The organism is Amycolatopsis echigonensis (assembly GCF_014174495.1).
GTDB lineage: Bacteria > Actinomycetota > Actinomycetes > Mycobacteriales > Pseudonocardiaceae > Amycolatopsis > Amycolatopsis echigonensis.
Genome location: NZ_JACJHR010000011.1, coordinates 76,450 through 88,183, shown reverse-complemented (window position 1 = coordinate 88,183; position 11,734 = coordinate 76,450). Strand labels below are relative to the sequence as shown.

The 11,734-nt window shown below is 69.6% G+C and carries 14 protein-coding genes; 9 read left to right on the top strand and 5 right to left on the bottom strand.

The genetic code is table 11. The annotated features are described in order from the left end of the window. The first annotated feature begins 34 nt into the window (after positions 1 to 34). Positions 35 to 640, top strand: coding sequence for a TetR/AcrR family transcriptional regulator (locus tag H5411_RS10455; RefSeq protein ID WP_101440893.1), 606 nt, complete (start codon positions 35 to 37; stop codon positions 638 to 640). Here H5411_RS10455 and H5411_RS10450 read toward each other — a convergent pair. Next, entirely contained in the window at positions 637 to 1,401 is a 765-nt protein-coding gene (locus tag H5411_RS10450; protein WP_101436444.1) for a nuclear transport factor 2 family protein, read from the bottom strand. The genes H5411_RS10455 and H5411_RS10450 overlap by 4 nt on opposite strands. A 183-nt stretch (positions 1,402 to 1,584) precedes the next feature. Between H5411_RS10450 and H5411_RS10445 the strand changes: the two genes are divergently transcribed. Next, a complete protein-coding gene (locus H5411_RS10445) occupies positions 1,585 to 2,130 on the top strand; it encodes a TetR/AcrR family transcriptional regulator (RefSeq protein WP_009086025.1) in 546 nt (181 codons plus the stop codon). Positions 2,131 to 2,235: 105 nt separating this feature from the next. Here H5411_RS10445 and H5411_RS10440 read toward each other — a convergent pair whose 3' ends face one another. Then, positions 2,236 to 3,345, bottom strand: coding sequence for an MFS transporter (locus H5411_RS10440; RefSeq protein ID WP_279629995.1), 1,110 nt, complete (start codon positions 3,343 to 3,345; stop codon positions 2,236 to 2,238). A gap of 119 nt (positions 3,346 to 3,464) precedes the next feature. On the opposite strand from H5411_RS10440, the gene H5411_RS10435 reads away from it, so the two are divergent. Next, the gene (locus tag H5411_RS10435; protein ID WP_101436443.1) at positions 3,465 to 3,806 is read left to right on the top strand and encodes a hypothetical protein; all 342 of its coding nucleotides are present in this window, start codon (positions 3,465 to 3,467) and stop codon (positions 3,804 to 3,806) included. Positions 3,807 to 3,808: 2 nt separating this feature from the next. On the opposite strand, the gene H5411_RS10430 is transcribed toward H5411_RS10435, so the two are convergent. Then, positions 3,809 to 5,404 (bottom strand): ABC transporter permease, encoded by a 1,596-nt coding sequence (locus tag H5411_RS10430; protein ID WP_101436442.1) that lies wholly within the window; start codon positions 5,402 to 5,404, stop codon positions 3,809 to 3,811. Next, positions 5,401 to 6,300, bottom strand: coding sequence for an ABC transporter ATP-binding protein (locus tag H5411_RS10425; protein ID WP_101436441.1), 900 nt, complete (start codon positions 6,298 to 6,300; stop codon positions 5,401 to 5,403). The genes H5411_RS10430 and H5411_RS10425 overlap by 4 nt, the downstream gene beginning before the upstream one ends. 94 nt (positions 6,301 to 6,394) lie before the next feature. On the opposite strand from H5411_RS10425, the gene H5411_RS10420 reads away from it, so the two are divergent. Next, complete coding sequence (locus H5411_RS10420; protein WP_101436440.1) at positions 6,395 to 6,880, top strand: GbsR/MarR family transcriptional regulator; 486 nt, start codon at positions 6,395 to 6,397, stop codon at positions 6,878 to 6,880. On the opposite strand, the gene H5411_RS10415 is transcribed toward H5411_RS10420, so the two are convergent. Continuing rightward, positions 6,877 to 7,440, bottom strand: a complete 564-nt coding sequence (locus H5411_RS10415; RefSeq protein WP_101436439.1) for a TetR/AcrR family transcriptional regulator — start codon at positions 7,438 to 7,440, stop codon at positions 6,877 to 6,879. The two genes, H5411_RS10420 and H5411_RS10415, sit on opposite strands and share 4 nt — an antisense overlap. 61 nt (positions 7,441 to 7,501) lie before the next feature. On the opposite strand from H5411_RS10415, the gene H5411_RS10410 reads away from it, so the two are divergent. The 5 genes from H5411_RS10410 to H5411_RS10390 all read left to right on the top strand — a co-directional run bounded on the left by H5411_RS10410 (position 7,502) and on the right by H5411_RS10390 (position 11,708). After that, positions 7,502 to 8,134: an NAD(P)-dependent oxidoreductase gene (locus H5411_RS10410; protein WP_183123672.1), complete on the top strand. Its 633-nt coding sequence runs from the start codon at positions 7,502 to 7,504 to the stop codon at positions 8,132 to 8,134. A gap of 189 nt (positions 8,135 to 8,323) precedes the next feature. After that, a complete protein-coding gene (locus H5411_RS10405) occupies positions 8,324 to 9,073 on the top strand; it encodes an SGNH/GDSL hydrolase family protein (RefSeq protein WP_101436437.1) in 750 nt (249 codons plus the stop codon). A 98-nt stretch (positions 9,074 to 9,171) separates the two neighbouring features. After that, a complete protein-coding gene (locus H5411_RS10400; RefSeq protein WP_158242475.1) occupies positions 9,172 to 9,312 on the top strand; it encodes a hypothetical protein in 141 nt (46 codons plus the stop codon). Between the two features lie 1,308 nt (positions 9,313 to 10,620). Further along, on the top strand, positions 10,621 to 11,226 hold the full coding sequence (locus tag H5411_RS10395; protein ID WP_101436436.1) for an RNA polymerase sigma factor: 606 nt from the start codon (positions 10,621 to 10,623) through the stop codon (positions 11,224 to 11,226). Continuing rightward, entirely contained in the window at positions 11,223 to 11,708 is a 486-nt protein-coding gene (locus H5411_RS10390) for a hypothetical protein (protein ID WP_101436435.1), read from the top strand. Before H5411_RS10395 ends, H5411_RS10390 begins: the two co-directional genes overlap by 4 nt. The last annotated feature ends 26 nt before the right edge of the window (positions 11,709 to 11,734 follow it).

Below are 11,734 nucleotides of genomic sequence, written 5' to 3'. Positions count from 1 at the left end.
CAATATTTCGGTCGACTGACCGAAAGGGGTGGCCATGCCGTACGTCGAGGCCTCGGTGCGCCGGCCGCAGTTCATCGCGGCCGCCCGCGCCGCGCTGGCCGCGCACGGCGTCGCCAAGACTTCGCTGCGTGTGGTGGCCGCGCAGGCGGACGTCCCGCTGGCGACCATGCAGTACGTCTTCCCGTCCAAGGAGAAGCTGCTCCGCGCCGTGATCGAGGACGTCGTCGACGAGATCGCCGGCGTTCTCCAGGCCTCGGCCGCTACTGACCAAGGCCTGGAGAACGCGATCCGGCACGGCCTCGACACCTTCTGGGCCAAGCTCGTCGAGGGCGGGCGTGAGCTGCAGTTGCTGCAGTATGAGCTCACCATGTACGCGCTGCGCACCCCTGGTCACGAAGAGCTCGCCCGGCTCCAGTACGAGCGCTACGCCGGGGTCGTCGCTCGCTGGTGCCGCCAAGCCGCCGAGCAGGCGGGCGAGACTGCCGCCGTTTCCTTCGACCACCTCGCGCGCATGATCGTCGCCGGAGTGGACGGCTTGATCCTGCAGTACGTCTGCGACCCCGACGACGCGCGTGCGCGGGAGGGGCGCGAGGCCTTGGCGGACATGGTGATCGGGTTGGCGAGGGTCGACGCCGCTTAGGCCGATTCGGCGAACACCGGCGGGCCGGAGTAATCCCGGGAGTGCACGATCCGCCCGTCGCGCACCGTCAGCACCATCGCGTACGTCGAGACGTACGCCTTGCCCTCGTATTCCCCGTGCAGGTCGTACTCGGCGACCAGTACCTCAGGGTCGCTGGTCTCGTGCACTACGACCCGGTCCGCCTTGGTGATCCGGCGGCGCTGTCCGGCCTCGTGAAAGCGTTTGCGCAACTCCTCCCGGTCGCGCGTCACCTTGGGCACTCCGGCCGGCGCGAACGGGATTTCGATGACGACGTCGTCGGAGTACAGGTCGGCGAGATCGTCCCAGCGGTTGTCGACCGCCGCGTCGAGGAAACGCTGGAACACTTCCTTCGTCCCGTGCAACGCGGTTGCCGCGCCGTTGTTCGGGTAGTCCCGATAACGGGTGATCTCGCCGTCCCGCACGGTCAGCAACCCGGCGGACGACGGGAGGCGGTAGCTGTGCCCGGTGTGCGGATTGCGGCCCTCGGCGACGAGTTCGACGGCGAACCCGTCCGCGGTTTCGGTCGTGGTGACCTCGACTTTTCCCAGGCCGATCCGGGCCGCGACGGCGCTGCCCGCGCCGAGCGTGGCCAGTACGGCGTCCCGGCCCGCTGAGCGGTGGCCGGTGAACGGGATTTCGTAGACGGCGTCCTCGGCGAGAACGTCAGCGAGCGGTGCGGCGTCGACGGCGCTCAGCGCGTTCGCGACGATCTCGGCCACCTCGGACACGGTGCGGGGCATCAGAAACCTCATTCGGGAAGACGGGTGGATAATCGGAACGGGGCACCCGCTTACGACGATACGGAGTTCGCGCTCCGGTTGTCAACGGCACCCTGGAGATCTGGGACACGGTCAGAAGCGGCGGACCGTGTTCCAAGGAAGAATCGGACGGCCGCACCACTTTGAGATCAGAGGAGATGACCGGTGGAGAAGCCTGCGCTCCGCGCGGACGCGCGCCGGAACCGCGCCCGTGTGCTGGCTGCCGCCGAAGCAGCGTTCGCCGTCGACGGGCTCTCCGTGCCCCTCGACGACATCGCGCGGCTGGCTGGCGTCGGCGCGGGCACGGTTTACCGGCATTTCCCCAGCAAGGAAGCGCTGTTCCAGGCAGTCGTCGTAGAGCGGCTGGAGCAGTACGGCGTCGAGGCGCAGGAGCTGATCGACTCCGACGCGCCGGGCGAAGCGTTCTACGACTACTTCACACGCGTCATCGAACAGGCGTCGCGTAACCGCGCGATCTGCGAAGCGCTCGGTGAGACAAGCGGCTCCGCGTACAAGGCCGAAGCAGCGGAGCGGTTTCGAGTGAACCTCACTGCGCTTCTGGAACGCGCACAAGCCGCGGGCGCTGTACGCGCAGACATCGACGGCGAAGACCTGCGCGCGCTGATCGTCGGCGCACTCGCGGTGGAGCGATTTACGCCGGACAGCCGGCATCTGGTGCGCGTACTGCTTGACGGACTGCGGAAGGTCTAGCCGGGCAGATCGCGCATCTTCCGAAGCGGCGAAGCGACGAGAATCGCCGACGCCGCAAGGATTCCGATGCCGCACACGTACAACGTGACCCGGGTCGTCGTGAACTCAGCGATGAAGCCGCCGAGCAGGCTGCCAAGCGGGGCGATGCCGAAAACGACCGTCTGCGACACCGAGGAGACCCGGCCCAGCAGCTCGTGCGGGGTGGATCGCCTGCCGGAAGCTCGTTTCGAACACGCCGAGCACGATGATCCCGAAGCTCGACGCGATCCCGCCAGCGATGTACCAGGCAAGGCCCCACCCTGGCGTCGCGAAAGCGTTGGGCAGGAACGAAACGCTGTACGCCGCACCGCCGATGAACAGAGCCCGCGCCGCGCCGAAGCGGGTGCCGAGCCGTCGGGCGACTGTGCTGCCCAGCAGTGCTCCGGTCAGCGAGAGCGTGCCGATCAGCCCGATCATGAACGGCGTCAGATGCAGGTCTCGCACCATGAACACCATCGACACCGCCATGAACATCGACTGGAATAGGCTCGAAACGGCGCTGTGTACGGTGATCGCCCGCAGGATCGGATCGCGCAGCACCGTCCGCAAGCCTTCGCCGATCTCGCGGCGGAGGTTGCGCTCGGCGGGCTCGGGCCGTGGCTCAGGCGTGCGGATGCGGTGCAGCCAGGCGGCGGACCACAGGTAGGTCAGAGCGTCGAAGGCCATCGCGCCCGCGCTGCCGATGAACTGCACGATCAGCCCGCCGAGGCCCGGCCCGGCGATCGCGGCGACGGAGAGGTTGGTCTGCAGCCGGGCGTTCGCGTCGGGCAGTTCGCCGCGTTCGACGAGGCCAGGCAGGTAGGTCTGGTGCGCGACGTTGAAGAAAACGGTGAACACACCGGCCAGCAGCACGACGAGGTACAGATGACCCAGCGACAGCTCACCGAACGCCGCGGCGAGCGGCACTGAGCCGATGAGCGCCGCGCGGGCGAGGTCGGCGGTGATCAGCACCGGCCGGTTGCGCATCCGGTCGCACCACGCGCCCACCTGCAGTCCAAGCAGCAGATACGGGAGCGTGCTCAGCGTCCGCAGCAGCGAAACCTCCGCCACTGAGGCGGCGAGCGTGGTGGTGGCCAGCAGCGGGATGACCAGGAAATCGATGCGGTTGCCGGCCTGACTGAGGCCGTCGGCGAGCCAGAGCCGCCGGAAGTCGGGCGTGCGAAGAATCCCCCTCATAAGGGGAGTGTGACATAAGTTGAGTCGGTAGATATCAAGTTGCACAGTGCGTAACGACGCCTATGATCAACGCGACGAAACCCTCGTAGCCGAGTGACCGTGCGGCGAGGAGGTGCCGGATGTCGGACACCGCTCCCACCTGGGGTTATGTCGTCGTGACCGGGCTGGCCGGGCTGGCGGGCGGGTTGCTCGTCGCCGCGCTGCTGGTCGCCGGTCGCACTCCGCGTCCGGCCGGAGAGTCGTCGCCGCCTACCCCGCCGCCTGTGCAGCAGGTGACGGTCACGGTGACCGGCCTCCCTCTGCCGCCGATCACCGTGACCCATCGCCAGCCGGCACCCCCGGCCCCGCCGCCGCGCACGACCACGGCCACGGTGTCGGTCACCCCGACCTCGTCGAGCCCGCCGGCGCCCCCGCCGACCTCGCTGGGCCCGACCAGCGGATTCTCCCGCGACGAACGCTGACGTCAGCCGACGTCGCGCCGCCGCCAGCCGGCCAGCCCCGTCGCCAGCACGACCGCCGAGACCGCCAGCAGCACCACCAGCGGCACCGCGGTGAACAGCTGGCCGGGCACCTTGGGCGGATGCTGGAACGGCGAGACGTCCAGCAGTACCTGCGGCGCGTTGACGACCGGCCCGAACATGCTGATCAGCAACGCCAGCGCGGCCACGCCCCAGGCGGCGGTCGCCAGTTTCGGCAGCAGTCCGAAGATCAGCGCGGCCACCGCGACGATCACCCACGCCGCGGGCACCTGCACCGCGACGGCCTCGACCATGTTCCCGACCGAGCGGCCGACGTCACCGCTGCGCAATCCGTTCGACAGCCCGAGCAGCACGCCCCCGACGAGCACGAGCAACGCGCTGCCGAGGAACGCGAACACCAGGTGGCTCGCGGCCCAGCGCAGCCGTCCGACCCGTGTGGCCAGCAGCGGTTCGAGCCGGAGCGAGGTTTCTTCGGTGCGCATCCGCAGCGTCGCCTGCACGCCGTAGAGCGAGGAGAGCATCGCGAACAGGCTCACCATCGTCGCGAGGAAAGCGTCGACCAGTCCGCGCGATCCGCCGAGGCGTTCGAAGATCTGCCTGCTTTGCTCGGTACCGCCGACGAGGCCGGAAATGCCCTGCGCGATCGTCCCGAACAACGCGCCGCCGACCGCGAGCCCGACCAGCCAGCCGAGCAACGGACCCCGTTGCAGCCGCCAGGCCAGCGAGAACGGCGACCGCAGCGACGGCGCGGCCTCGCTGGGACCGAGGCGCGGCGGAAGCAGGCCGACGCCGACGTCGCGACGCGGCAGCAGCGCGTAGGCCACCGCGAACAGCACCAATGTGGTCGCGACGGGCAGAGTCAGGACCCACCAACGTTCTTCGGCGAACGGGCGGATCTGCTGCGCCCAGCCGAGCGGCGACAGCCACGACAGCCAGTGCGCGTCGCTGGTCGAATCACCCGCGCCACGCAACAGGAACGCGACGCCGAGCACGGCCGTGCCGATGCCGTTCGCGGTACGCGAGTACTCGCCGAGCTGCGCGGCGACCGCGGCGACGCCGGTGAAGACCAGACCGGCGAGCGCCGTGCTCGCGCCGAGCGCGACGGAACCCGCTGCGGGAACCTTCGACGCGAGCGTGCTCGCCTGCAATACACCGATCAGCACGCTCGCCCCGCCGGTCACCGTGAGCGCGGCGGTGAGCGGCGCGTATCGACCGACCACAGTGGACGCCAGCAGTTCGGCCCGGCCGCTGTCCTCCTCCGCACGGGTGTGCCGGGTGAGCGTGAAGACCGCCATCAGGCCGGTCAGCAGCGCGAGGAATCCGCCCATCCGCCAGGCGATGAACCCGCCGGCCGCGCCGAGATTGAACGCTGGGCCGTAGAGCAGCGCGAACGACGGGTTCGCCGCCGCCGACGCGACGAGCCCGGCCCGGCTCGCGGCGGTCGGATAGAACTGGTCGTAGCTGCTGATCGTGGCCACCGGGACGATGCTGAGCAGGACGATCCAGATCGGCAGGATGATCCGGTCGCGGCGCAGCGCGAGCCGGATCAGCGGTCCGGTGCCGACGAGCGCGCCGGTCATTTCCCGGCCTCGAGTTCGTCCGCGTAGTGGCGCAGGAAGAGTTCTTCGAGCGTCGGCGGCCGGCTCTCCAGGCTGCGCACGCCGATCTGGGCCAGCTGCCGCAGCGCGTCCTCGAGCGCGCGCGTTTCCACGTCGAAGCGGACGCGGCTGCCGTCCATCTTGAGGTCGTGCACGTCGGCGAGTTCGGCGAGGCCGTTCGGCGGTCCGGCCAGTTCCGCGGTGATCGACGTGCGAGTGAGATGGCGCAGTTCGGCGAGCGTGCCGGACTCGACCGTGCGGCCGTTCCGGATGATGCTCACCTTGTCGCACAAGGCTTCCACCTCGGCGAGAATGTGGCTGGACAGCAGCACCGTACGGCCCTGCGCGCGCTCCTCCTGGATGACCTCCTGGAAAGTGGCCTCCATCAACGGATCGAGCCCCGAGGTCGGCTCGTCGAGCAGCAGCAAGTCCACAGTGGACGCGAGCGCGGCGACGATGGCGACCTTCTGCCGGTTGCCCTTCGAGTACGTGCGGCCCTTCTTGCGCGGGTCGAGATCGAAGCGCTCGACGAGTTCCTTGCGGCGCTTCTGGTCGAGCCCGCCGCGCAGCCTGCCGAGGAGGTCGATGACCTCGCCGCCGGACAGGTTGGGCCAGAGGTTGACGTCGCCGGGCACGTAGGCGAGCCGGTGGTGCAGGCTCGCCGCGTCGCGCCAAGGGTCGCCGCCGAGCAGCCGGACCTCGCCGGCGTCGGCACGCAGCAGTCCGAGCAGGACTCGGATCGTGGTGGACTTCCCGGCGCCGTTCGGGCCGAGGAAACCGTGTACTTCCCCCGCGGGAACCTGAAGATCAAGGCCGTCGAGGGCCTTCACCCGGCCGAATGCCTTGTGCAGGCCGGAGATCGCAATGGCGTTTCCCATGTTTCGGAAGCTACACTCATTTCACGAAGTTGTGAAGTTAAGAAAACGTCTAGACCGAGTGATCTTCTGGAGGGTCGTGGGAGAGGATGGACGGATGACGACGCCTGAGACGAAGAGGGACGAGGACGCCGTCCGCCGATACGTCGAAAGCCTGGGCCTCGTGATGGCTCAGATCGGCATGCAACGCATGTCAGCGCGGGTGTTCGCGGCGCTGATGACGACCGATTCGGGGCAGCTGACGGCCGCTGAGCTGGCGGAGCAGCTGTCGGTGAGCCCGGCCGCGATCTCCGGGGCGGTGCGGTATCTGGAACAGGTCGGCATGGTGCGGAAGGTGCGCGAACCCGGCCAGCGCCGCGACCACTACCAGCTCTACGACGACCTCTGGTACGCGACGTTCCTCAAGCGCGACCGGTTCCTGATCATGTGGAGGGACGCGGCCACCGAAGGCATCGACGCCCTCGGCGCGGACACCCCCGCTGGGAAGCGGCTGGCCGAGATGCGGGACTTCCTGGCGTTCCTGCTGGTCGAGATCAACAACCTGTACGAACGGTGGCACGAGCTGCGGAAGAACCGCGACTAGCCGATCTTCGCGAACGTCGCGGCGAGCCGGTGCGCGAGATCTGGTCGCGGCGGGCGTTCTTCGAAGGACGCGAGGAACGCCTCTTGAAAACACGCGCCGAGCAGTAGCCGGGTCGCGGCTTCGACGTCGAGATCGCTGCGCAGCCTGCCTAGTTTGACCTCGGCGTCGAGGTAGCCGACGACGTACTGGATCGGCTGGTCGGGACCGTTTTCGAGGGTGTCCCGGTGGGTGCGGAGCAGAGCGCGCGAGGAGAAGATCGAGACGGAGATCGGGAAGCTCGCGCAGTAGAAGGCCAGTGCTGTGGTGGTCAGTTCGGCGAGATTGTCGCTGAACTCTGCCTTCTCCGGATGCTCGGCGAGCCTCGCCGCCGTGGCGGCAAGATCGGGAAGCTCTTCTTTCAACACTGCGAGGAAGAGCGCGGTCTTGTCGCGGAAATGCTTGTACAGCAAGGCTTCCGAGTAGCCCGCGGCCTGTGCGATCGCCTTGGTCGTGGCGTGCGCGTACCCCCGCTCCCGCATCACCGTCGCTGCTGCGGCGACGATCTCCTCGCGGCTTCCCATGTGTGCTCCCTGAGGGTCTTCTCAGCGTGGTAAGTGTTCACTCACCCTCCTTGGAGGCCTCATGAAGATCACCGTCCTGGGCGCGAGCGGCCGGATCGGCGGCCTGGCGGTGCGGGAAGCGCTGGCGCGCGGATGGCACGTCACCGCCGTAGTCCGCGACCCGGCGCGGTTGACCGTCCCCGCACACCCCCGATTGGACGTCGCGGTTCACTCGCTTACTGATCCTGGCTTGGCTGACGCGGTGACCGGCCGTGACGCGGTCGTCCTGGCCCTCGGCCCCACGGACCTCAAGCCGACGACGGTCAACTCCGACGGCACCCGCTCCGTGGTGTCCGCGCTGCGCGGCTCCCAGACGCGGTTCGTCGTGGTGAGCGCGTCCGGCCTGCCGGCTGAGGGAGACAGCCTGGTGTCGCGGTTGCTGCTGAAGCCGTTGCTGGGCGCGGTGCTGCGCAACGGATACGCCGACCTGCGGCGGATGGAGTCGATCCTGCACGAAGCCCCGGAGGTGCGGTGGACGATCGTGCGGCCGACGAGGCTGACCGACAAGCCCGCGCGGGAGCGGGTGCGCAGCGAGGTCGGGCGGGATGTTCGGGGAAGCTTCCAGATCCCGCGGGCGAACGTGGCGCGGTATTTGCTGGACGCGGCTGAGGATGAGTCCTTGGTGGGCAAGACGGTGTCGATCTCGCAGGGCTGAGGTGGTCTGCGATTGCCGGTGGGTTGTCCGCGAACGCCGAGGTCGGCGTGGGGTGATTTGGTCGGCAGGTGCGGACATGTGCACAGCTGTCCCCAAGCTATCCCCAGGGTTGTCCACAACTCACATCCCCTGTGGACAACTCGCTCCACGGACCCGGATCTGTCGTAGCCCCTCGTTACTGTCGGAGGCATGGCAGTTCTTCGGCTGTTCCTCCTTTTCCTGACGGCACCCGTGCTGGTCGCGCAGGCAGTTCGGGTGCGTCGGGCGACTCCGCGGCTTCCCGGGGCCACGGGGCCGATCGAGGGCGCTCTCGGCACCGGGCGACCGCTGCGGCTCACCGTCATCGGCGAATCGACAGTGGACGGCGTCGGCGCGGCCACGCACGCCGATGCGCTCACTGGGCAGCTCGCGGTGGGTCTCGCCAGCGCGTACCCGGACCGCGAGGTGCGATGGCACGCGCTGGGCATCACCGGTGCCTCGGCGCGGGTGGTCCTCGACGAGCTGGTCCCGCGCGTCCGGGCGGCTGACATCGTGGTCGTCGTCCTCGGCGTGAACGACACCCTGGAGCTGCACTCGGCCGCGCGGTACCGGCGAGATCTGCTGGCGATCATCGTCGAGGTGCGGCGGAGGATCGGCGACGTCCCGGTCGTTCTCGCGGGCGTGCCGCCGCTGGCGAGTTTCCCGTCCTTGCCCCGGCCGCTCCGGGACGTGCTGGGCGCGCGGTCCGTCGCGCTCGACCGGGCGGCGCGCACGCTGACCCGGCTTCCCGGGGTCACGCATATCCCGTTGGTGCCGGGATTGCTCCGTCCGGGAATGTTCGCCGCCGACCGCTTCCATCCCGGCCCGGACGGTTACCGCGCCTGGGCCGCCGCGCTCTCGGAGGGATTACCGATCGTCACTGACGGTCGGCATCCGGGGGAGGTGACGCGGCCGTCCTGACCGGCAGATTCACAAAAATCCCGAAAACTTTGGCGCTCCGTGTATCTAGGCGCACTCTGGATGCGTCCTATGGGGCGAACCAAGGAAAGGGAGGCCACATGCCTGCGGATCAGAAGGACGAGCGGCAGCCGGGAACCACCGTTCCGCCCGTCAAGACGAGCCCCGCGCCTGGGGCGAACCGGGGTGTGCAGCCGGACGGCAACCACGAGCCGCTCGACGACACCGGCACGGCCAAGTAACCAGACGGGCGGCGCCCGGGAGCCGAGGGGGCTGCCGGACGTCGTCAGCCGGAGGGGGTTCGGGGAGGAACTCTCCTCCGGCGGAGCCCGAAGGGGAGCGGGCTCCCCTGGGGGCGGGGAGTACCGGTCGGCGCGGGCGAAACGCTCACGCCGGCCGGTGCGCACCCGCACGAACGCACGCGACCGGCGACCTGCTCGGCACAAGGGGGGCGAGCAGCTCGGCGGTCGGTGTGAAACGAGGGATGGACGTGGGCAGGACTGGCCACACCGCCGGTCCGGTCACGCTCGGTCCGGGTCAGGGGGACCCGGCCCTGCCGGACGGGTTTCGGAGGGGACCCGGCCAGCCGCCGAGCCGACCGGAACGGCAAGAACGGCCAGTCCAAGGCGGATCGGCTTGCGGGCTGGCGCGGTTGGGCAGGTTCGGGGAGGGGCCTGTCCAGCTGGCGGGTTTCGTGGGCTGGTCCGGCGGGGTTGGCGGTTCGGCCTTGCTGACCTGGTGGCTGCGCGGACCTCGGGGGAGGTCCGCGGAGTCGGCGGGCTTCCCGGGTCGGTCCCGCCTGGAGGGGTGGCTCGGTTCGGTCAGGCGGGTTCGGGGAGGAACTCGCCTGCCAGACCGGGCCGTGAGCTGACCTGACGGGGTCAGCCGGGCGGATCCGGGGGGATCTGCCCGGCTGGCAGGGACTTGCTGGTCGGCTTTCGAGCCGGTCAGCCGGAGGGGTCCGGGGAGGGATAAATCCGGCAGGTGGGCCTGGGAAGGCGGGGACTGGTGAATCAGCGGGCAGCTTCCGGGCCCGTGCGGGCGGGCGGGTTCTGGGGAGGGTCCGTCCGGCCGCACTGGGCCGGCGGGGCGTGATGGGTCGTTGGGGGATTCATCGGGTCCGACCGAGCTGTCGGGACACGGCCGTGCCGGAGGGGGAGCCTGGCCGGTCGTGTCCCGGCACCAGCTCGCAAAGACCTGCTTGACCTGCACAAACACCGCCGCCGAACGGCGCGGAGCCGCGGTGCGGCCCGCATCCAAGCCGCCCCGACCGGTGCCACCAAAAAACCCATCCGAAAAAAAGTCAGAGATTCATGTATCCCAGAGCCAGCTGCGTGCTCCTCAACCAAGAGCCCACCCATGTGGCACCCACCGTGCCCCTGGACACCATCCGCATCACCGACCCCACCGACCCCACCGAAAGAGCGCGCACCATTCACGATCGATCCGGTACCCGACCGGAGAGGCGACCCGCGACGGGCCTGGCCGTGCCGACACGACCGGAGGCTTGCTCGCCCAGGTCGGCCCACCTCCGGAGTGAGGCAGCTACGGTGACCGACGTGCACACCACCGAGGTAGACCCGCCCTGGGAAGGCCTGACCGGCGCCGACCTGCACGCCGCGTGCATGGAAGCCGCGCGGGGCGGGGATCGGCGCGCCATGGCGAAACTTGTCGACGAGCTGACGCCGCTCGTGTGGCACGTCGCGCGCGCCAACGGGCTCGACCGGCAAGTGGCTGAGGACGTGGTCCAGACCGTGTGGCTCGCTCTGTTCAGCCAGCTCGCGAAGCTGCGCGATCCCCGCGCGCTCGCCGCGTGGCTGATCACCACGACTCGCCGCGAGGCGACCCGTCCCTACGGCAGGCGCGCGCAGCCCGTGCCGCTGTCCGACGAGGTCGCCGCGACGCTGGAAAGCGATCATCCCGCGCCTGAGGAGGAAGCCGTCCGCGCCGACCGGGACCGCCGGGTCTGGCGCGCCTTCCTCCGCCTGCCCGCACGCTGCCAGGAGCTGCTGCGGCTGACCGTTCTCGCCGGCCGTGCCGAATACCGGGCGGTGGCCGAGGCTATGCAGATGCCGCGCGGCAGCGTCGGGCCCACCAGGGGCCGCTGCCTCGACTCGATGCGCGATCTGCTCGCAGGAGAAGGGGGCACCCGGTGAGCGACAACATCGGCAGGCCGGGACACGGCCACGCGGTTCCGGACGACGAGGCCATCCTGGCCGACATCGGCCGGTTCCTCGACGAACTCGACCCGCCGCCGGACGACCTGGTGCAGCGGGTCCAGTTCGCGCTCGAACTCGAGAACCTCGACGTCGAGGTCGCGCGCTGGGAACGGCTCGACGAACTGGCCGGCGTGCGCAGCACGGCGACCGGCACGATCACGTTCACCGTCAGCGACCTGACCGTGATGATCAACCTGACCAAAATCGGGAAGACGCACCGGATCGACGGCTGGCTCGCGCCCGCGGGCGAGTACGACGTCGAGGTCCGGGTCGCCGATCACGGCACGTTCGCGACGGCGACCGACGAGGGCGGCCGGTTCGTGCTCGAACGCGTCCCCTGCGGAACCACGCAGATCCTCGTGCACCTCGGCGCCGGCCCGCACCGCCGCACCGTCGTCACGCCGACCGTCGTGCTCTGAGAAACCCGGACGGGCGTTATGGAGAG